Genomic DNA, 20,277 nt, shown 5'->3' with positions numbered 1-20,277 from the left:
CGACAGTGTCGAAGCGCTTCAACGATCTCAACCTATACTAGCGATCACGACCGTGTCCATCGGTCGGCAGGGCAGCGTTCGAGGCGTCAGACCAGCCGATACGCTCGATCCATCCGCGGTGTCGAGGTCGACATCGCCGGAGAAGGAGGGTCCATGACCACGATCGCCGACGTGGCTCAGGCCGCGGGGGTCTCGATCTCGACGGTGTCCTACGTGATGAGCGGCAAACGCACCATCTCGCAGGAGACGCGCGACCGCGTCGAGCAGGCGATGGCCGACCTCTCCTACAGCCCGCAGGCCAGCGCCCGTTCGCTCGCGTCACGATCGACGAGCATCTTGGGGCTCCAAGCCCCCATCCGCGCCGGCGTCGACGTCCACGTCGTCATGCAGGTCGTCGCGGGAGCCCTCAAAGAGGCACGTCTGCACCACCACGACATCCTGCTGCTCACGAGCGACGACGCCGCCGGAGTCGAACGCGCCGCACGGGCGGGCATGGTCGACGGTGTGCTGATCCTCGACGTCGAGACGAGCGATCCGCGCGTCGGCTCGCTCGCCGACCTCAGCATCCCGAGCGTCCTCATCGGCCTTCCCGACGCAGCCGACCAGCTCATCTGCGTCGATTTCGACTTCGAGGCCGCCGGCCGCCTCGCCGCCGAGCGTCTCGCTGAACGCGGCCACCGCACTGTCACCCTCCTCGGCGCTCCGCCGCAGGTGCAGGCGCGGCACACGTCGTACTCGGACCGCCTGACACGCGGGTTCCTCGCCCGCAGCCGCGAGGTGGGGCTCACGGCGACCGTCCTCCCCTGCCCCGCGGGGCCCGGTGCGACCGAGGTCGTCGACGCCGTGCTCGCGGAGTCTCCGGAGACGACGGCGTTGTTCGTGCACAACGAGGCGGCGCTGCCCTTCGTCGCGGCACGACTCATGGGTTCCGCCTCCGCCGGACTCGTCGAGATCGTCGCCCTGAGCCCTGCCGAACTGGCGCTCCACGTGCCGGGGGTCTCGGACGTCATCGATCTCCCCGCCGAAGAGCTCGGCGCGGCCGGCGCCCGTACCCTGCTCGCCGCGATCCGCGGCGAGCGGCCGCTCGGCCCTGAGCTCCTCGCGCCTCGATTCGCGCTCGCACCGACGGAACCGGCGACGGTCTGAGACATGAAGATCGATCCCGAGAATCGCGCCGTCCAAGGTCTGTCGTCGTTCCTCGAGTTCGTCGCCCTCAACATCCTCTTCCTCCTGTGCTGCGTACCGATCGTGACGATCGGAGCATCGACGAGTGCGCTCCTGGAGGTCACGCGACGCTACGCCGATGAGGAGGGCGGCCGCCCCCTGCGCGACTTCCTGCCGGCGCTGGTGCGGAACTTCCTGCCCGCAACCGGGCTCAGCCTCATCCTGCTGACCGCGAGCGTCGCGCTCGCCTTCAGCGGCGTCTTCTGGCTGTCGGCACCCGAGCCGCTCCTCACCGGCCTCGCCGCCCTCGCGTTCGCCGGAGCGGCGTACGCCGTCGCCGCCTTCATCCACGCCATGGGGCTCGTCGCCGCCTACCGGGCGCCGTTCCGGCAGACGCTGAAGAACGCCCTGCTCCTACCCGCTGCGGAACCGCTGCGCACGCTCGCCCTCCTCTTGATCCCCGTCACCGTCGTGTGCCTCGTCATCGTCTTCCCGCCCACCCTGTTCCTGGTGGCCACGATCGGATTCTCCGTCGGCGCCTACGGCTGCGCGTTCCTCTTCCGGAGCATCTACCGGCGCCGCTCCGGCACCGCCGCCTGAGACGCAACGGCAAGGGCCCCGCCGGATCACCGACGGGGCCCTTCCTACGTGCGGGGTGCGGTCAGTCGCCGAACTCCGCCGCGACCGCCTTGCGGGCGGCATCCTGCGATTCGGCGTTGGCCATGTCGACCTCGAGGACCTTGTCGTAGCCCAGGCCCTTCGCGGTCTCCTGCATCGAGGCCAGCAGCGAGTCGAACTGCGCATCGCTCTCGGCGAAGACCATCTGCCACGAGGTCTGGACGATGGTCGCCTTGACCTGGTTGCGGAGCGTCTCGATCTCGGAGGAGTCGGTCGGTGCGGTGAAGCTCGCGCCGGCGCCGACCATGAGCTGGTCGTTGTCCCGGAGGTAGTCCATCGTCGTCGGAGCACCCATCTTCGCGGTCCAGTCGTCGGTGAGCGGGTTGCTCGTCTCCGCCTGGTAGCTCGGCCACATCTTGTAGCTGTAGGGGAAGCCGGTGTTCGGATCGGTGTCGATCGGCAGCACGGCGCTGATGTTCAGCTGCGAGGCGCCGTCGATGTAGGTGCCGCCACCCCATTCGGCCGGAACCTCGGCGTCACCCTCGAAGAAGACCTTGTGGCCCAGGTCGGTGAGCGCGGGCTCCTTGTCGGCGTTGAGCTCCCACGTGAGACCCTCGGGGCCGGCGGCGCCCTGCGTCTGGCTGTTGTTGGCGAGCGCACCCTCGGGCGAGAAGAGCCAGTCGACGAACGCCGCGATGCGCTCGGGGTCCTCGGCCTTGGCGCCGATCGCGAACACCTGCTTGCCGCCGTAAGCCTCGGCGCCGTACGAGAAGACCTTCATGTCGTCCATGGGGGCCATCATGAAGCCGCGACCCTCGTCGACGTTCTTGTCGGTGTTGTACGCGGCCTGTCCGAGCCACGGCCAGAACGAGAAGAGCACCTGACCGTTCTGGTACTTGTTCCACAGGGTGTCGTAGTTCTGCGTCGTCGAGTCGGGGTCGAGGATGCCGAGCTCGTTCGCCTCGTGGAAGAAGCGCAGCGCGCGGACGTACTGCCCGTCCTCGTCGAGGATGCCCTCGAACTCGGAGCCGTCACCCTTGGCGAGCGCGAAGCCGACCTCGTCGAAGCCGAAGTAGGTGGTGGGCTGCTTGGCGTTGTTCAGCATGTTGCCGTCCCAGTCCTTGAACAGCGAGACCGCGTAGGTCTTCTGCCCGTTGGGGGCGGTGGGCTCGGCATCCTGCATCTTCTTCAACACCGGGAGGAGGTCTTCGAGCGTGCCGATCTCGGGGTAGCCGGCCTCCTTGTAGAGGTCCCAGCGCAGGTACGGGCCGAACGTCGGGTCCAGGCCCTCGGAGGGCTCGGTGGGCTTCAGGGAGGAGACCTGCGACGGGAAGGCGTACGTGCCGTCGGCGCCCTCGTTGATCTTGTCGACGGCGGCGTCGAAGCGGCCGACGTTCTTCATGGCCGGGTAGAAGCTCGCCGAATCGAGGAGCAGACCGCCCTCGCGGAGCTCCTCGAGGCGCTGACCCTTGTCGGTGATGATGAGGTCGCCGAGGTCGCCCGCTGTGACGCGCGTGTTGAAGAGGGTGTCGCCGCCGCCGGCGACGTTGGGGGCGATGATGTTCAGCTTCATGTTGAACTTCTTCTCGACGAGGTCGCCGAACCACCCCTCCTGCATCCCCATGTAGTTGGCGAGGCCGTCGAAGACGTCGATCGTGATGGGCTCGTCCCACGAGGTCGGGAACGCGGTGATCTCCTCGCGTTTCTCGGTGGGAGCCGGGCCGGTGCAGGCGCTCAGCAGCCCGACCGTCGCCAGAGCGGCGACGGCGCCGATGGCCTTGCGTGATAGCTTCATTGCTTTCCTCTCGGTGGTGTGACCGTGATGGTCGGGTTCAGCCCTTGACCGCGCCGAGCATGATGCCCTTGACGAAGAAGCGCTGGAACAGCGGGTAGACGAAGATGATGGGCAGGATGACGATGACCGAGATCGTCATCCGGATCGAGGTCGGCGTCTGACTCGTGGCCGCGTCGACGATCGAGCTGATGTTGCCGCCGTTCTGCATGGCCTGAGCCAGGCTGTTGGCCTGGTTGATGAACATGTAGAGCAGGTACTGCAGGGTGTAGAGGCTCTGATCGGTGATGTAGATGAGGGTGTCCTGGAAGCTGTTCCACTGCGCGACGGCCGAGAAGATGGCCACGGTCGCGAGGATCGGCGTCATGTTGGGCAGGTACACCCGGAAGAAGATCTGCAGGATGTTCGCGCCGTCCATCTCGGCGGCCTCCTGCAGTTCGCTGGGCATCGCCTCGACGTACGTCTTCACGAGGATGATGAAGAACGGCTGCACGACGAACGGCAGCACGTAGACCCAGAAGTTGTTCGTCAATCCGAGGTTCCGGATGATGATGAACACCGGGATGAGGCCCGCGCTGAAGTACATCGTGATGATGACGAAGCGGTACCAGAACCGGCGCCCCCACATCCGACTCTGGGTGAACATGAACCCGAGGAAGGCGGACGCGAGGACGGCTGCGACCGTGCCGAGGACCGTGCGGCCGACCGAGACGATCGCGGCCTGCGTGAGCCCGCCGAGCTGGAAGACCTGCTCGTAGTTGGAGAGGTGGATGCCGGTGGGCAGCCACCGGACCTGGCCGAGCGCGGCGAGGTCGTTCGAGCTGATCGAGTTGATGATCAGGTAGTAGAACGGGTAGGCGCAGACGAAGGCGAGCGCCAGGAACACCGAGTAGTTGACGATCGCGAAGACGACGCGGCCCGACAGATCGGCGTCGCGCCGCACGGCGCGGCGGCGGGTGGGAGTCGTGGTGACCATGTGCGAGCTCCTGCCTCAGACGATGGATTCGCCGCGGACGCGCTTGGCGATGCCGTTGACGGTGAACAGGAGGATGACGGAGATGAGGCTCTTGAGCATGCCGATCGCCGTCGCCATGGACAGGTTGTTGCCCGTCATGCCGATGTTGTAGACGTACAGGTCGAGGACCTGGATGTACTCCTTGTTGAAGGCGTTCTGGAAGACGAAGTACTGCTCCATGCCGTTGTTGAGCAGGTTCGCGATCGACAGGAGCAGCAGGACGAGGTAGGTCGGCATGAGCTGCGGCACCGTGATGTACCACATCTTCTGGAATCGCCCTGCGCCGTCGATCTCCGCCGACTCGTACAGCGATTGATCGATGCCGGCGATCGCAGCGAGGTAGATGATCGCGCCCCAGCCGAGCCCCTTCCAGACCGACCACAGAGTCATCGTGAGCCAGACGTTCTGATCGGTGTCGAGGAACTTCACCGGCGTCGTGATGAGACCCGCGTCGCTCAGCACGCCGTTGACGAGCCCCGAGCTCGAGAAGAGCGAGAAGGCGATCATGTAGACGAGGACCCATGAGATGAAGTTCGGGAGGGTCGTCAGCGTCTGGACGGCGTTGCGGAACCAGGGCGCCCGGATCTCGTTGAGGAAGATCGCGAACGCCAGCGGCAGGACCGAGGTGGCGATGCCGAGGAAGCTGATCGCCAGCGTGTTGGCGAGGACCTGCCCGACCTGCGCGACCTGCGTCGGCGAGCTCACGAGGAGCTGGAACCACTGCAGCCCGACGAAGTCGCTGCCGGCGAGCCCGAGCGCCGGGCGGTAGTCGTACAGCGAGTAGATCCAGCCGTAGAGCGGGAAGTAGGAGAAGAGGAAGACGAGCACCAGGAAAGGGACGATGCACAGGAACATCCGGAACGAGCGGCGGTTCTTGGAGACCCGGCGTTCCGCGCGCGGAGGCGTCTTCTCTTCGATCGTGGTAGCCGCAACCTCGGTGACGATCGCTTGCTGTGTCATCGGTCGCGCCGTTCGAGGCGCTCACGCGTGTGCCGGGTCATCTCACTCCTTCGTGATCGAAGCGCTTCCGCGACGGGCGTCGAACCGCTTCGATATGAAGATAACGCGCGGGGGCGGACCCGTCAAACATCCGTTCCGGTCACACGCGAACGCCGCCCCGGCCTGTCGGCGGGGCGGCGTTCGCGAGGGCAGGGCGGATCAGTCGCCGAGGCGCGTCCAGTCCGCAGCAGCGGTGAGCGGGACCAGGGACGGCCGCTCCACCGTCGTGCCGATCTCGAGACGTCGCCCCTCGGCGGAGGAGCGCAGGAGGCTCTCCATGACGTCGAGGACGTGGAGCGCGACCGCGCCGCCGGCTCGACCGGCTCCTCCGGACGAGACCGCGTCGATCAGACCGATCCCCCGGCCGGAACTCTCGTAGCCTGCCGAGGCCGGAACCGGCCGCCAGTCGCCCTCGCCGAGCGCCGCGAGGCGGACCTCGCCGTCGAACATGTTCGGATCGGGCACCGACAGCGAGCCCCGCTCGCCGTGCACCTCGATCGGCGGGGCGGCGGTTCTCACGGCGTCGAAGCTCGTGACGAGGGTCGACACCGCCCCGCCCGCGTGCTCGAGCAGCCCGCTCACATGCGTGTCGACCTCGACCTGGATCCGCTCGCCGGCACGCGGTCCCGTCGCGATGGTGCGCTCGGCGCGGGCCCGGCGGGCGGCCCCGGTGACGGCGACGACCGGTCCCAACAGGTGGACGAGGCTCGTCAGGTAGTACGGCCCCATATCGAACAGCGGTCCCCCGCCGGGTGCGTAGTAGAACCCGGGGGCGGGATGCCACAGCTCGTGACCCGGCGACACCCACGTCGCGCTGGCCGCGACCGGCCGCCCGATCGCCCCGTCGTCGATGAGGCGACGGGCGGTCTGGATGCCGGTGCCGAGCACCGTGTCGGGCGCGGCCGAGACGTGCACGCCGGCAGCGGTCGCGGCATCCATCACCGCCTGCCCTTCTGCGACGCTCAGTGCGAGCGGCTTCTCGCCGTGGACCGATTTTCCTGCGGCGATCGCGGCGTGCGCGACCTGCGCGTGCGCGGCGGGCACGGTCAGGTTGACGACGGTCTGCACCTCGGAGACGGCCATGAGTTGGTCGACCGTCAGCGCTCGCGCGCCGGGGATGCCGGCGGCGACCTCCGCCGTGCGATCGGGCCGCAGGTCGGCGACCGCGGCGACCCGGATCGACGAGCTCTGCGCGAACAGGTCGAGGTACTGACTCGAGATGACGCCGAGACCGACGATCCCTACGGCGTGCGGGCTGCCCACAGCAGGCCCCTTTCGACGATGGTGCGGATGTTCGGATCGGCGAGGACCTCGGGCGTGTGGCCCGGCGTCGCGACGAAGACGCGCCCCTCGCCCCACAGCCGGGTCCAGACCGCGGGACTCACGATCGGCCGGCGCCAGGGGTGGTACTCCTGCGTGGGGTGCGTCGTGGTCGCGAGGACGTCGATGAGGTCGTCGTGGAGCACCCAGTACTGCTCGGTGTGCAGCGTGAAGTCCTCGATGCCGGCCGTGATCTCGTGGTCGCGCCCGAGACCCGTGATCTGGACCGTGTAGTCGAGGTAGTTGTCGCGCTCGTCTCCCGGTCTGTCCTCGGGGTGGCGCCCGGGATGGGTCGCGAATTGACCCCCGACGAGCTGCAGGTAGTCGGAGCTGTTCCGGTACGAATCCGCGATGCCGCCGTGCCACCCGGCCAGTCCCGCCCCCGCCTCGACCGCCGCTCGCAGACCGCGGACGGCATCGTCCGAGATCGACGACATGGTCACCGCCTGCACGATGAGGTCGACCCCCGACATCCGCTCGGCGTCGGCGTAGACGTCGTTCGACTCCTCGATGGCGACCTCGAAGCCGTTCTGCTCGAGGAACGGCACGAACATGTCCGTCGCGGCGATCGGGTGGTGTCCGTCCCACCCGCCGCGGACGATGAGCGCGCGACGGGTCATCGGGCCTCCTCCGCCCGCCTCGAGGCCACGGCGTCGTAGCGCTCGCGAACCTCCGGACGGGGGTCGGATGCCGCCTCCCGGTCCATCGCGACGGCCCAAGCCGGCCACGCACCCGCCAGCACTGCCGCCGCCTGACGCGCCGCGCCCTGCGCGACGTACTCCCCGGGAGCGGGGACCGCCACGGGCACGTCGAACACCTGCGCAGCGACGGCGGCGACCGCCGCATTCCGGGCCGCACCGCCGACGAGCAGCACGCGCTCGGCGGTGACTCCGAGGCCCCGGATCGCGTCGAGGCCGGTCGCGAGTCCCGCGAGCATGCCCTCGATTGCGGCCCGGGCGAGATTCTCGCGCGTCGTGTTCACGAGCGACAGCCCGTCGATCGACGCGCGCGCGGTCGGCAGATTGGGCGTCCGCTCCCCCTCGAACCACGGCACGAGCACGACGCCGCCGGCGCCGGGTTCGGCTGCCGCGGCGAGCTCGGTGAGACCGTCGTGGTCGACGCCGAGCAGACGGGCGGTCGCGTCGAGCACCCGCGCGGCGTTGAGCGTCGCGACGAGCGGCAGGAACCGGCCGGTCGCGTCGGCGAAGCCCGCCGCCGTGCCGGTCGGATCGATCGTGCGGGTGTCGCTGACGGCGAAGACCGTGCCCGACGTGCCGATCGACACGACGACGTCGCCCGCCGTCGCCCCGACACCGAGAGCGGCTCCCGCGTTATCGCCCGCACCAGGGCCGACGCGGCGACCGCCGGCATCCGTCACCCACTCGAGGGGACCGAGCACCCGCGGCAGGATCGCGTCGTGGCCGAGCGCGGCCGCGAGCAGCTCGCGGTCGTACTCGCCCGACGCGGGGTCCCAATAGCCGGTGCCCGAGGCGTCCGAGCGGTCGGTGACGAGCTCGTCGAGGTCCGGGCGCTCCGGCCCGAAGCCCCGCAGGCGCCACGTCAGCCAGTCGTGCGGCAGCGCGACGGCGGCGACCCGGGCGGCGTTGCCGGGCTCCGCGTCCCGCAACCACCGCAGCTTGGTGACCGTGAACGACGCGACCGGCACGAGTCCCGTGCGCTGCGCGAGTTCCTCGGCGCCGAACTCGATCGTGAGATCGGATGCCGCCTGCCCCGAGCGCGTGTCGTTCCACAGCAGCGCGTCGCGCACCACGGCGCCCGAGGCGTCAAGCGCGACCATGCCGTGCTGCTGGCCCCCGATCGACCACGCCGCGACGTCGTCGAGGCCTCCGGCATCCGCGATCGCGCCCTGCAGGGCCGACCACCAGGCCTCGGGATCGACCGACGTGCCGTCGGGGTGCGACGCGCGACCGGAGCGGACGATCGCTCCGGTCGCGGCGTCGACGATGACGACCTTGCAGGACTGCGTCGAGGAGTCGACGCCCATCACGAGCGTCACGTCAGCGCGCGCCCAGCAGGTGCTCGGTCGCCAGCTGCTGCAGGCGGACGAACCCGGCGCCCTTGCCGCCGAGGTAGGCACCGGCGTCGAAGTCCTCGTAGGCCGACCGGTCGGCGAGGAAGTCGTCGTAGCTCTCGCCGGGGTTCAGCGTCGGAGTCGACAGGTCGTCGACCTTCGCCGCGGCGAGCGCCTCCTGCACCTCGGGGTCGGCGCGGAACGCCTGCGCGCGCTCCTTGAGGAGGAGGTAGGTGCGCATGTTCGCGGCGGCGGATTCCCAGACGCCGGTCTCGTCCTCGGTGCGGCTCGGCTTGTAGTCGAAGTGACGCGGGCCGTCGTACGCCGGGACGCCGCCGGGGCCGCCGTTCTCGAGCAGGTCGACGAGCGAGAACGCGTTGTGCAGGTCGCCGTGACCGAACACGAGGTCCTGGTCGTACTTGATGCCGCGCTGGCCGTTGAGATCGATGTGGAAGAGCTTGCCGTGGTACAGCGCCTGGGCGATGCCGGCGGTGAAGTTCAGGCCCGCCATCTGCTCGTGGCCGACCTCGGGGTTCACGCCGAACAGCTCGGAGCGCTCGAGCGAGTCGATGAACGCGATCGCGTGGCCGAGCGTGGGCAGCAGGATGTCGCCGCGGGGCTCGTTCGGCTTCGGCTCGATCGCGAAGCGGATGTCGTAGCCCTTGTCGGTGACGTAGTCGCCGAGCAGGTTCACGGCCTCGCGGTAGCGCTCGAGCGCCTGGCGGACGTCCTTGGCGGAGTCGTACTCGGCGCCCTCGCGGCCGCCCCACATGACGAACGTCTTGGCGCCGAGCTCGGCGCCGAGGTCGAGCTGACGGAAGACCTTGCGCAAGGCGAACCGTCGCACGTCGCGGTCGTTCGCGGTGAAGCCGCCGTCCTTGAAGACGGGTGCGCTGAAGAGGTTGGTCGTCACCATCGGGACGATCATGCCGGTCGCGTCGAGGGCGCCCTTCAGGCGGTCGATCTCGCGCTGACGATCGGTGTCGCTCGACCCGAAGGCGAACAGGTCGTCGTCGTGGAAGGTGAGACCGTACGCGCCGAACTCGGCGAGCTTCTCGACCGCGTGGACGACGTCGAGCGGGGGACGGGTGGGGCCGCCGAACGGGTCGGTGCCGTTGTAGCCGACGGTCCACAGTCCGAAGCTGAACTTGTCTGCGGGGGTGGGGGTGACCATGACGCTCCTTCGCGAGCCGGACAAAATGTTGTTGTCAGCAACGTATACCAGGCGCGCCGCGGCGACAAACCCCTTTCGGTGGCTATCGTGGGGTCCGTGACCGATCAGGGGCGAACCGTCGAATCCGTGCGGCGCGCGAACCTGGGCAGCATCCTCCGCATCGTGCACCGCGAGGGGCCGCAGTCGCGTGCCGCCCTCACCGAGTCGACCGGACTCAACCGCTCGACCGTCGCCGACCTCGTCGGCACGCTCGTGTCGTTCGGTCTCGTCGCCGAGCGCGCTCCCGACCCGTCCCACCGCGTGGGACGCCCCTCCCCCGTCGTCGCCGTCGACCCCGCCGTCGTCGCGATCGCCGTCAACCCCGAGGTCGATGCGCTCGAGATCGCCGCCGTCGGCCTCGACCGCGACATCCGCGCCGTCGTGGTCCTGCCGCAGGACCATCTGCTCACGCCCGAACGGACCGCGGAGCTCATCGCCGAGCAGATCTCCGCGTGGCGCTCCGCAGAACTCGCGGGCTCCCGCATCCTGGGCGTCGGCCTGGCGGTCCCGGGGCTCGTCCGCATCGAAGACGGCCTCGTCCGCGACGCACCCCACCTGGGCTGGGTCGACGTGCCGCTCCGAGACCTCGTCGCGGGGGCCACCGGCATCCCCGTCGTCGTCGGCAACGACGCGACCCTCGGCACCATCGCCGAGCACCTGTTCGGCGCCGCGCGCGGCATCGACCACGCGGTCTACCTCAACGGCGGCGCGAGCGGCATCGGCGGCGGGATCATCGTGAACGGGATGCCGGTGGTCGGCGCCGGCGGCTACGCCGGGGAGTTCGGGCAGAACCGGCCCGGCATCGCGACCCTCGCCGACCGCCGCGCCCGCGACGGTGTGCTCGAGGACGAGGTCAGCCGCGCGCGCCTGCTGTCGGTCGTGGGACTGATCCGCGGCGACGACCGTGAGCTCGCCGACGCCCTTGCAGCGCACGCCGACACCCCGTCTGTCGCGGGAGAGGTCGACCGACAGCGCCGCATCCTCGCCACCGCTCTCGCGAACGCGGTCAACGTCCTGAACCCGTCGGCGATCGTACTGGGCGGGTTCCTCGCGGTCCTCGCGGAGCTCGACGTCGATGCGCTCCTGCAGGCCGTGCGGGCACAGGCGATGCCGGCCTGCGGGGAGGATCTGCAGATCCTGCCCGCCGCCCTCGCCGAGCATCGGTTGCTCATCGGCGCGGCCGAGGCCGTCTTCGAGGGCGTGCTGGCGAACCCGCAGGCCGTCTGAGCGGCGCGCGGTTGCTCGCGCGTGTGCCGAGTGCAGGTTGAGTAGCCCCGGCAGACCCCGAACATCCCCGGATGCGGGGCTGAACCTGCACTCGGCACATCACAGGCGAACCCGGCGCGTCAGTCGCCGAGGCACCAGGTGACGAACGGGATGCCGGTGACGCCGTCACGCGTGCGGTCGGTCGCCCGCCAGCCGCGCGCGGCGTAGAAGGCCTTCGCGCGCGCGTTGCCGTCCCACACCTCGAGCTCGGCCGGGCGACCGCCGCAGATCTCGTCGAACCGCTCGTGGAGGGCCGACCCGATCCCCCGCCCGAAGAGGTCCGGCAGGACGTACAGGCTCACCAGCTCGACGGTATCCCCGAGCCGCACGTGCAGGAACCCCGTCGGCCCCTCGTCCTCAGCGACGACGGTGACCCGCCCGTCCTCGGCGACGAGCCGCCGCCACATCGGCTGCCGGTCGCGCGCCGCCTCGGCCGGGTCGAGGTGCTCGCCGTAGTACGCGGCGCGCGATGCGACGTGGATCGCGGCGATCGCCGCGGCATCCGCCACCGTCGCCATCCGAAACATCGTCAGCGCGGGCCGGGCTTCACCGACAGGTCGGTGATGACGGCGTCGGGGGGCAGGTCGAGGGCGGTGAGGACGGCGGTGACGACGGATGCCGGCTGGATCCAGGCATCCGCGTCGTAGTCCTTGCCCTCCTGCGCGTGGACCTGCGCCTGCATCGGCGTGGCGGTGCGGCCGGGGTAGACGGTCGTCACCCGCACGCCGCGCTCGGCCTCCTCGCCGCGGAGCGCGTCGGCGAGGGCCTTGAGCCCGTGTTTCGACGCGGCGTAGGCGGCCCACTGCGGGTGGGCGGTGAGCCCCGCGCCGGAGTTCACAAACAGCACCTGTCCGCGCGCGGCGCGCACGCGCGGCAGCAGCAGGCGCGTCAGCTCCGCCGGCGCGACGAGGTTGACGGCGAGCTGGTCCTGCCACGACTGCACCGTCAGATCGGCGACGTGCCCGAGGTCGACGATGCCCGCGGCGTGCACGATCGCGTCGACCTCGTCGGGGGGATCGGATGCCGCGACCGCCGCCGCGAGCGACTCGGGCCGCGCGAGGTCGGCGACGATCGCGCCGGCGCCGGGGTGCTCGGCGACGAGGTCCTCGGCCCGCGAAGCATCCCGCGCGACGAGGACGAGGCGGTCGCCGCGCTCGGTCAGACGCTGGGCGAGGAGCTGCCCGATGCCCGACCCGGCACCGGTGAGGACGATGGTGTGCGGCATCCCCTCATCCTGTCATCGCGGCGCGCGTCAGTCGTCGAGCAGTGCGCGGCGAGCCATCCCGGCCAGGATGCCGCCCGCCCGCTCGCCGCTGGGCGCGGCCGAGTGCGGCGTCGAGTTCAACAGCCCGAACGCGGCGAGCAGCCGGGTCTCGCGCTCGGCGTCGTCGAGGTCCGGGCGGAGCGCGGCGAGCGGCCGATCCCATTCCCGGACGTACTCGCGCTGCAACCGGCGCACCCGCTGGTTGACGTCCGCGGGGAGGTTCGCCAGCTCGCGATCCTGCACGCGGATGACGTTCGCGTCGCTCGTGGCGAAGTCGAGGTGGAAGGCGATGAGCGCGTCGAAGACCTCCCGCGGCCCGCCGCCGGACGACGTGAGCCCTCGCCCACCCTCGAGCAGTCGTTCGCTCGCATCGACCAGCAGGTCGCACAGCAGCGCCTCCTTGCTCGCGAAGTGCCGGTACAGCGCGGGGCCGCTCATCCCGACCGCATCGCCGAGGTCTCCGGTCGACACGGCCGCGAACCCGCGCTCCGCGAACAGCCGCGCCGCCGAGGTCATGAGCTCCGCGCGCCGGTTCGCCTTCTGCGTCGCCCGCCAGGTGGTCATCGCGACAGCGCCCGCCGGGCCTGCCGCAGCACCGGCTCGTCGATCATCTGCCCGCGGAACCGGAACACCCCGGGCTGCCGCGTCGCCTCGTCGAGCACAGCGTCGGCCCACTCGAGCTCCTCGGGCGTCGCCGCGTAGGCGCGGCGGATCACCTCGACTTGGGACGGATGGATGCAGGCGGTCGCCGCGAACCCCGAGGCCGCGGCATCCCGCGCCTCGTCCTCGAGCCCGGCGGTGTCGGTGATGTCGAGGTGGACCGCGTCGACCGCGTCGATCCCGGCAACGGCCGCGGCGATCAGCACGCGCGAGCGGGCGTAGCGCGCGACGTCGCGGTACCGGCCGTCCTCGAAGCGGCTCGAGCGCCCGCCGATCCCGGCGATGAGGTCCTCGGCGCCCCACATGAGCCCATCGACGAGCGGATGCCGCGCGAGCGTACCCGCGTTCTCGACCCCGCGCGGCGTCTCGCACAGCGCGATGACCCGGTACCCGTCGAGCCCGTCGACCTCGGCGGTCTCCTCGGCCTTCGCGAGCATCAACCGGCGGAACCCCGTGCCCTGCAGCGCCGCCAGGTCGCGCTCGAGTTCGGGAGTGGATGCCGGATTCACGCGCACGATCACGCGCGCCGCGTCGACGTCCGCCGCGGCGAGCGCCTCGCGGGCGCCGGCTTTGTCGGCCGGCGCGACGGCGTCCTCGAGGTCGAGGATCACGGCATCGGCCACGGCGAGCGCCTTCGCGTACCGCTCGGGTCGGTCGGCAGGGCAGAACAGCAGCGCAGGGCCCAGGCTCATGCCGGCGCTCCCGGCGACATCCGCATGAGGGTCGAGCGGCGGGCGGTCGCGACGACCTGGTCGTGCTGATTGCGCATCGTGTGCACGAACTCAACGACGCCCTGGCCCGGCCGCGAGCGCGATCCCCGTTTCGAGGCGACGACGGTCTCGGCGTAGAGCGTGTCGCCGTGGCGGACGGGCGCCGGGAAGCTCACCTCCGAGAAGCCGAGGTTCGCGACGATCGTCCCCTGCGTGAGCTGCGCGACCGACAGCCCGACGAGGGTCGACAGGGTGAACATGCTGTTGACCAGCCGGTCGCCGAACTCGGTCTGCTCCGACCACGCGGCATCCAGGTGCAGCGACTGCGTGTTCATCGTGAGCGTCGTGAACAGCACGTTGTCGGCCTCGGTCACGGTACGGCCCGGGCTGTGGACGTAGACCGCGCCCTCCTCGAGCTCGTCGAAGTACAGTCCGCGCTGCACGATGCGCCGCGGAGTCTCCTCGCTCATGCGTCCTCCTCCGGGGTCGGGGTCGGGGTCACGACGGCCAGGGTCTGCCCGCGGCCGACGCTGTCGCCGGTCGCGACGCGCAGCGCCACGGTGCCCGCGACCTCCGCTCTCACCACATGTTCCATCTTCATCGCTTCGACGACCACCACCGCGTCACCGGCGGCGACCTCGGCCCCGTCGGCGACCGAGGTCATCACGACCACACCGGGCATGGGCGAGACGAGTTCGGGTACGGCGGACGCATCCGCGTCGCGGCGATGGTCGAGCCGCACGCGCCGCACCTCGTGCGCGCGTCCGCCCGTCGAGAACCAGACGATGTCGCCGTCGACCGCCGCGACGAGCGAGACGTTCCGGTCGCCGATCCGCACGACAACCCGGTCCCCGGCAGGACGGACGGATGCCGGGGCCGCCGCGCCGTCGACGATCACCCGGTCGCCGACCAGCTCCACGGTCCGTTCCTGCCCGCCGGACACGAGCCGGTACCGTCGCGGCGCGGGCGGGCCCAGACGCCAGCCGTCCGCGCGCCGCCACGGATCGCCGGTGCGCGGCACCGCGGCATCCATCAGCACGGCGGCTTCGGCGAAGGGTGCCTCGCCGTCGGCGGCGACGAGCCCGTCGAGCTCCCGCGCGATGAGCCCCGTGTCGAGGTCGCCGGCGGCGACGGCGGGCAGCTCGAGCAGCGCCCGCAGGAACGGGATGTTCGTCTCGAACCCGAGCACGGCGGTATCGCCGAGCGCCGCGACGAGCCGGCGCCGCGCCTCGTCGCGGGTGGCACCCGTCGCGATGACCTTCGCGAGCATCGGGTCGTAGTCGACCGAGACGTCGAGTCCGTCGGCGAGGGCACTGTCGACCCGGATGCCGGGGCCAGCCGGGTGTCGCACGGCCACGACGTGCCCGCCGGTCGGCAGGAAGCCGGCGGCCGGATCCTCGGCGTAGACGCGCGCCTCGATGCTGTGGCCCGTGAGTGTCACGTCGTCCTGCCCGAACCCGAGCGGCTCACCCGCGGCGATCCGCAGCTGCGCGGCGACGAGGTCGATGCCGGTGACCTCCTCGGTGACGGGGTGCTCGACCTGCAGTCGGGTGTTCATCTCCATGAAGAAGAACTCGTCGGGGCGGTCTGCCGCGACGATGAACTCGACCGTCCCGGCACCTCGGTAGTCGACGCTCCGCGCCGTCTCGCACGCCGCCTGCCCGATCCGGGCGCGGGTCGCCTCGTCGAGGAGAGGCGACGGGGCCTCCTCGATGACCTTCTGGTGCCGGCGCTGCAGCGAGCACTCCCGCTCGCCGAGGTGCACGACGGTGCCGTGCGCGTCGGCGAGCACCTGCACCTCGATGTGCCGCGGGGTGTCGACGTAGCGCTCGAGGAACAGCGTGTCGTCGCCGAAGCTCGCACCCGCCTCGCGGCGCGCGGCGGCCAGCGCGGCGGGGAGGTCCGCGGCATCCGTCACGACGTGCATGCCCTTGCCCCCGCCGCCTGCGGACGGCTTGATGAGCAGCGGATAGCCGACCTCCGGAGCCGCGGCGATGAGCTCGGCGTCGGTCATCCCGGCGCGGGCGACGCCGGGCACGGTGGGGACCCCGCGCGCCTCGACGGCGTGCTTCGCGCCGATCTTGTCGCCCATCGTGCGGATGGCGTCGGCGCTCGGTCCGATGAAAACGATGCCGGCACCCTCGCACGCCGCGGCGAAGGCGGTGTTCTCGGAGAGGAACCCGTAGCCGGGGTGGATCGCCTCCGCACCGGTGGCGCGGGCCGCGGCGATCACCGCGTCGATGTCGAGGTAGCTCAGCGCGGCGGGCGCGGGCCCGAGGCGCACGGCCTCGTCGGCGAGCGCGACGTGGCGGGCACCGGCATCCGCGTCGCTGTAGACGGCGACCGAGCGGATGCCGAGCTCCCGCAGTGTGCGGATGACGCGGCAGGCGATCTCGCCGCGGTTCGCGACCAGGACGGTGTAGAACATGCGCATCACATCCGGAAGACGCCGTAGCCCGGCGCGTCGAAGGGGGCCCGCAGGCAGACGTCCAGGGCGAGGCCGAGGGCGTCGCGCGTCTCGGCGGGGGCGAGGATGCCGTCGTCCCAGAGGCGCGCCGTCGAGTAGTACGGGCTGCCCTGCACCTCGTACTGCGCACGGATCGGCGCCTGGAACGCCGCCTCGTCGTCCGCCGACCACTCCTCACCGCGCGCTTCGATCTGCTCGCGGCGGACGGTGGAGAGGACGGATGCCGCCTGCGGACCGCCCATGACCGACACCCGCGCTCCCGGCCACAGCCACAGGAACCGCGGCGAGTAGGCACGGCCGCACATCGAGTACGTGCCGGCGCCGAACGACCCGCCGACGACGACGGTGAGCTTGGGCACCGAGGCGCACGCCACGGCGTTCACCATCTTCGCGCCGTGCTTGGCGATGCCGGCCGACTCGTACTCGCGGCCGACCATGAACCCGGTGATGTTCTGCAGGAACACGAGCGGGATGCCGCGTTGATCGCACAGCTCGATGAAGTGCGCTCCCTTCAGCGCCGACTCCCCGAACAGGACGCCGTTGTTCGCGAGAATGCCGACGCGGTGCCCGTGCAGGCGGGCGAAGCCGGTGACGAGCGTCTCGCCGTACTCCCGTTTGAACTCGTGCCAGCTGCCCGCGTCGATGAGCCGATCGACGATCGCTCGGGCGTCGTAGGGCGTCGTGAGTTCCACGGGCACGACATCGACGAGGGTCGTCGGATCCGCCGCCGGTGCCGTCACGGGCTCGGGCTGCTCGCGAAGCGGCGCCGGAGCCGGCAGCGTCGCGACGATGTCGCGGACGATCTGCAGCGCGTGCTCGTCGTTCTCGGCGAGGTGGTCCGTGACGCCCGATACCTTCGTGTGCAGGTCGCCGCCCCCGAGGTCCTCGGCCGAGACGACCTCGCCCGTCGCCGCCTTCACGAGCGGCGGGCCGCCGAGGAAGATCGTGCCCTGATTCCGGACGATGACCGTCTCGTCGCTCATGGCCGGCACGTACGCGCCGCCGGCGGTCGACGACCCGAGGACGGCTGCGATCTGCGGGATGCCGTCTCGAGACATCCGTGCCTGGTTGTAAAAGATGCGCCCGAAATGGTCGCGGTCGGGGAAGACCTCGTCCTGCATCGGCAGGAACGCACCGCCCGAGTCGACGAGGTACACGCACGGCAGGCGGTTCTCGGTGGCGATCTCCTGCGCACGGAGGTGCTTCTTGACGGTGATCGGGTAGTACGTGCCGCCCTTCACCGTCGCGTCGTTGGCGACGACCATGACATGCCGGCCGTGGATCAGTCCGATGCCAGCGACGACACCACCCGAGGGGCAGTCGTCCTCGTACAGGTCGAGCCCGGCGAGCGCGCCGACCTCGAGGAAGGGACTGCCGACGTCGAGCAGGGTGTCGATGCGGTCTCGGGCGAGGAGTTTGCCGCGCGCCGTGTGCCGCTCGCGCGCCCGCTCGGGCCCGCCGCGCGCCGCCTCGGCGCGACGGCGCTCGAGGTCGGCGACCAGATCGGGATACGTCGTGGGGGCTGTCATCGTCGACGGCACCTCCGGAAGAGTGCGTCAGTTATCGATTGATAACTCAGACGAACGATAACACCGCCGCCGCGCCGCGGGAAGAGCCGGTCAGCCCTCCAGGATCGCGCGCAGGGCCTCGAGGTCCGCCTCGATCGCGGCGGCATCCTCGGCGAACTCCACGTCCGTGACGCCGTCGCGACGGAAGAGCGTGAAGACCACTTCGCTCCCGGCGTCGTTGCGCAGCACGCGCAGCGGATTGTGCACGACCGTCCCGTCGGGGAGGGCCACATCGTGATCGAGCACGCCCGCCTCGACCGGCCCCGGGAACGACACCTCGATGTCGCCCATCGGCGATTCCGCGAGCCAGCGACCGCCCTCGTTCCGGATGCCGCTGCTCAATCCCGCAGCCCAGCGCGGCAGGTTCGCGGGGTCACCCGCGAAGGCGATCACGTCGCGAGGCGGAGACTCGATCGTGCGAGACAGGTGATGCGCGGTCCAGGTCATGACCGGGACGCTACTCCGCCTCGGCGACACCCGCCTCGGAAGCGACGAGGATGGAGGGATGGCGACGTTCGACGATCCGGTCCTCCAGGCGATGGCGATGCGACGGTCGCTCGCGAAGGTGGGCCCGGGTGCCCCCACCGATGACGAACTGCGCGAATTGCTCGCGGCGGTCACGCCGGTGGCAGACCACAAAGCCCTCCGACCCTGGCGGCTGCTGATCCTGCGCGGTGACGACCGTGCTCGCCTGGGCGATGCGCTGGACGCCGCCACCGGAACCGAGCGCGAGCCCGGCGAACGCAACGGGAAGCCGTTCCGCGCGGACCTGCTGATCGCCGTCGTCGCGAGCCCGAAGAATCACCCGGCCGTTCCCGTCTGGGAACAGCATGCGACCGCCGCCGGCGCCGCGCATCTGCTCGAGCTCGCCCTCTGGCGGGCCGGGTGGGGCGTCATGTGGCGGACGGGTCTGGTCGTGAACTCGCCCCAGGTCCGCGCACTGCACGGCGTCGCCGACCACGAACTGCTCATGGGGTGGCTCTACGTCGGCAGCGTCGACGCAGAGCTCCGCGCCAGAATCGACGACGCGCCGAGGAAGACGCTCGATCCCGAACCCTTCCTCGGCGCGCTCCCGGGCTGATCCCGGTCGGTCAGCCGCGGCGCATCGTCGCGGTCATCGGGCAGTCGAACGGATCGCGCGCGGCGAGGCCCACGCGGTTCAGGTACTCGATGACGATGGCGTACGACCGCCCGAGGCTCGTCTCGGTGTACGGAACGCCGAGCGTCGCGCAATGCTCGCGCACGATCGCGCGCGCCTTCGACAGGTGCGGACGGGGCATGTTCGGGAACAGGTGGTGCTCCACCTGGTAGTTCAGACCGCCCATGAGCCAGGTCGCCCACCAGCCGCCGCGGATGTTGCGGGAGGTGCGCACCTGCTTGCTGAAGAAGTCGAGCTTCGCGTCGGGGGCGATGACCGGCATCCCCTTGTGGTTCGGGGCGAAAGACGCACCCATGTACACACCGAAGACGGCGAGCTGCACACCGACGAAGGCGAACGCCATGCCGAGAGGCAGGAGCAGGAAGACCGGGACGAGGACCACGGCGAGGCGGACGACGATCATGCCGATCTCGAGCCAGCGCGCCTTCACGTCCTTCTCGGTGAAGAGGTACTTCAGGCCGAGGTAATGCAGATTGAGACCCTCGAGGGTCAGGAGGGGGAAGAACAACCAGCCCTGGCGCTTCGTGATCTCGCGTCGCAGGCCGCGAGCCGATGCGGCATCCGTCTCGAGGAACGAGATCGTGTCGATCTCGATGTCGGGATCCTTGCCGACGCGGTTGGGATTCGCGTGGTGGCGCGTGTGCTTACCGGTCCACCAGGCGTAGCTGATGCCGACGACGCCGGCCGCGAGGATGCGTGCCAGGCGGTCGTTGGCAGGACCGGAGCTCAGGATCTGACGGTGCGCCGCCTCGTGGGCGAGGAAGGCGGCCTGCGTGAAGATGATGCCGAGGGCGCCCGCCATGAGCAGCTGGAACCAGCTGTCGCCGAGGAGGATGAAGCCGGTGACCGCACCGCCGAAGGCCAGGGCCAGAGCGATGCCGACCATGAGGTAGAAGACGGACGTGCGCTGCAGCAGTCCCGTCTCGCGGACGATGCGCGAGACGTCGGTGAACGCCTTCGTCATCGGGGGGAACTGCGTTGTTCCGGAGTACGTCTGACGGACGGGACCGAGACGCGACTCGGTGATGGT

20 protein-coding genes are annotated in these 20,277 nt (G+C 70.4%); 4 read left to right on the top strand and 16 right to left on the bottom strand.

Annotated elements, in window-relative coordinates; all coding sequences use genetic code 11:
• Window positions 1-153 precede the first annotated feature (153 nt).
• Together BLP38_RS13855 and BLP38_RS13850 are read left to right on the top strand one after the other, a co-directional pair.
• A complete protein-coding gene (locus BLP38_RS13855) occupies window positions 154-1,146 on the top strand; it encodes a LacI family DNA-binding transcriptional regulator (RefSeq protein ID WP_091359143.1) in 993 nt (330 codons plus the stop codon).
• 3 nt (window positions 1,147-1,149) lie between these two features.
• The gene (locus BLP38_RS13850; RefSeq protein ID WP_091359140.1) at window positions 1,150-1,764 is read left to right on the top strand and encodes a YesL family protein; all 615 of its coding nucleotides are present in this window, start codon (window positions 1,150-1,152) and stop codon (window positions 1,762-1,764) included.
• 61 nt (window positions 1,765-1,825) lie between these two features.
• Here BLP38_RS13850 and BLP38_RS13845 read toward each other — a convergent pair whose 3' ends face one another.
• The 7 genes from BLP38_RS13845 to xylA all read right to left on the bottom strand — a co-directional run bounded on the left by BLP38_RS13845 (window position 1,826) and on the right by xylA (window position 10,114).
• The gene (locus BLP38_RS13845) at window positions 1,826-3,577 is read right to left on the bottom strand and encodes an extracellular solute-binding protein (protein ID WP_091359138.1); all 1,752 of its coding nucleotides are present in this window, start codon (window positions 3,575-3,577) and stop codon (window positions 1,826-1,828) included.
• A 37-nt stretch (window positions 3,578-3,614) separates the two neighbouring features.
• Window positions 3,615-4,550, bottom strand: a complete 936-nt coding sequence (locus tag BLP38_RS13840) for a carbohydrate ABC transporter permease (protein ID WP_091359133.1) — start codon at window positions 4,548-4,550, stop codon at window positions 3,615-3,617.
• A 15-nt stretch (window positions 4,551-4,565) separates the two neighbouring features.
• Window positions 4,566-5,549 (bottom strand): ABC transporter permease, encoded by a 984-nt coding sequence (locus tag BLP38_RS13835; protein WP_091359131.1) that lies wholly within the window; start codon window positions 5,547-5,549, stop codon window positions 4,566-4,568.
• Between the two features lie 198 nt (window positions 5,550-5,747).
• On the bottom strand, window positions 5,748-6,851 hold the full coding sequence (locus tag BLP38_RS13830) for a Gfo/Idh/MocA family protein (RefSeq protein WP_091359128.1): 1,104 nt from the start codon (window positions 6,849-6,851) through the stop codon (window positions 5,748-5,750).
• Window positions 6,830-7,528 (bottom strand): ThuA domain-containing protein, encoded by a 699-nt coding sequence (locus BLP38_RS13825; RefSeq protein WP_091359125.1) that lies wholly within the window; start codon window positions 7,526-7,528, stop codon window positions 6,830-6,832. The genes BLP38_RS13830 and BLP38_RS13825 overlap by 22 nt, the downstream gene beginning before the upstream one ends.
• Complete coding sequence (locus BLP38_RS13820; RefSeq protein ID WP_172824708.1) at window positions 7,525-8,925, bottom strand: xylulokinase; 1,401 nt, start codon at window positions 8,923-8,925, stop codon at window positions 7,525-7,527. Before BLP38_RS13820 ends, BLP38_RS13825 begins: the two co-directional genes overlap by 4 nt.
• Before the next feature lies 1 nt (window position 8,926).
• Entirely contained in the window at window positions 8,927-10,114 is a 1,188-nt protein-coding gene (xylA, locus tag BLP38_RS13815; protein WP_091359122.1) for a xylose isomerase, read from the bottom strand.
• A gap of 87 nt (window positions 10,115-10,201) precedes the next feature.
• Between xylA and BLP38_RS13810 the strand changes: the two genes are divergently transcribed.
• Window positions 10,202-11,380: an ROK family transcriptional regulator gene (locus tag BLP38_RS13810; RefSeq protein ID WP_091359119.1), complete on the top strand. Its 1,179-nt coding sequence runs from the start codon at window positions 10,202-10,204 to the stop codon at window positions 11,378-11,380.
• 119 nt (window positions 11,381-11,499) lie between these two features.
• Here the strand turns inward: BLP38_RS13810 and BLP38_RS13805 are convergent, their stop codons facing one another.
• The 8 genes from BLP38_RS13805 to BLP38_RS13770 all read right to left on the bottom strand — a co-directional run bounded on the left by BLP38_RS13805 (window position 11,500) and on the right by BLP38_RS13770 (window position 18,535).
• Window positions 11,500-11,937 carry a GNAT family N-acetyltransferase gene (locus BLP38_RS13805; protein ID WP_231916523.1) on the bottom strand — a complete coding sequence of 146 codons (438 nt, stop codon included), beginning with the start codon at window positions 11,935-11,937 and terminating at the stop codon, window positions 11,500-11,502.
• Window positions 11,938-11,948: 11 nt separating this feature from the next.
• Window positions 11,949-12,644, bottom strand: coding sequence for an SDR family oxidoreductase (locus BLP38_RS13800; protein ID WP_091359113.1), 696 nt, complete (start codon window positions 12,642-12,644; stop codon window positions 11,949-11,951).
• Window positions 12,645-12,671: 27 nt separating this feature from the next.
• Window positions 12,672-13,247, bottom strand: a complete 576-nt coding sequence (locus BLP38_RS13795) for a TetR/AcrR family transcriptional regulator (RefSeq protein ID WP_091359110.1) — start codon at window positions 13,245-13,247, stop codon at window positions 12,672-12,674.
• Window positions 13,244-14,035 (bottom strand): HpcH/HpaI aldolase/citrate lyase family protein, encoded by a 792-nt coding sequence (locus BLP38_RS13790; RefSeq protein ID WP_091359107.1) that lies wholly within the window; start codon window positions 14,033-14,035, stop codon window positions 13,244-13,246. The genes BLP38_RS13795 and BLP38_RS13790 overlap by 4 nt, the downstream gene beginning before the upstream one ends.
• Entirely contained in the window at window positions 14,032-14,523 is a 492-nt protein-coding gene (locus BLP38_RS13785; RefSeq protein ID WP_091359104.1) for a MaoC family dehydratase, read from the bottom strand. Before BLP38_RS13785 ends, BLP38_RS13790 begins: the two co-directional genes overlap by 4 nt.
• Entirely contained in the window at window positions 14,520-16,487 is a 1,968-nt protein-coding gene (locus BLP38_RS13780) for an acetyl/propionyl/methylcrotonyl-CoA carboxylase subunit alpha (protein WP_091359101.1), read from the bottom strand. The genes BLP38_RS13785 and BLP38_RS13780 overlap by 4 nt, the downstream gene beginning before the upstream one ends.
• A complete protein-coding gene (locus BLP38_RS13775; RefSeq protein WP_091359921.1) occupies window positions 16,487-18,049 on the bottom strand; it encodes a carboxyl transferase domain-containing protein in 1,563 nt (520 codons plus the stop codon). Before BLP38_RS13775 ends, BLP38_RS13780 begins: the two co-directional genes overlap by 1 nt.
• Window positions 18,050-18,139: 90 nt before the next feature.
• Window positions 18,140-18,535 carry a polyketide cyclase gene (locus BLP38_RS13770; protein WP_091359095.1) on the bottom strand — a complete coding sequence of 132 codons (396 nt, stop codon included), beginning with the start codon at window positions 18,533-18,535 and terminating at the stop codon, window positions 18,140-18,142.
• A 58-nt stretch (window positions 18,536-18,593) separates the two neighbouring features.
• On the opposite strand from BLP38_RS13770, the gene BLP38_RS13765 reads away from it, so the two are divergent.
• Window positions 18,594-19,169, top strand: coding sequence for a nitroreductase family protein (locus BLP38_RS13765; RefSeq protein ID WP_091359093.1), 576 nt, complete (start codon window positions 18,594-18,596; stop codon window positions 19,167-19,169).
• 10 nt (window positions 19,170-19,179) lie between these two features.
• On the opposite strand, the gene BLP38_RS13760 is transcribed toward BLP38_RS13765, so the two are convergent.
• Complete coding sequence (locus tag BLP38_RS13760) at window positions 19,180-20,274, bottom strand: fatty acid desaturase family protein (protein WP_442922945.1); 1,095 nt, start codon at window positions 20,272-20,274, stop codon at window positions 19,180-19,182.
• Window positions 20,275-20,277 lie beyond the last annotated feature (3 nt).

This window comes from Microbacterium sp. LKL04 (assembly GCF_900102005.1).
In the GTDB taxonomy this organism is placed as follows: Bacteria; Actinomycetota; Actinomycetes; order Actinomycetales; family Microbacteriaceae; genus Microbacterium.
The sequence above is the reverse complement of the archived record's forward strand: the minus strand, read 5'-3'. Positions and strand labels throughout refer to the sequence as shown.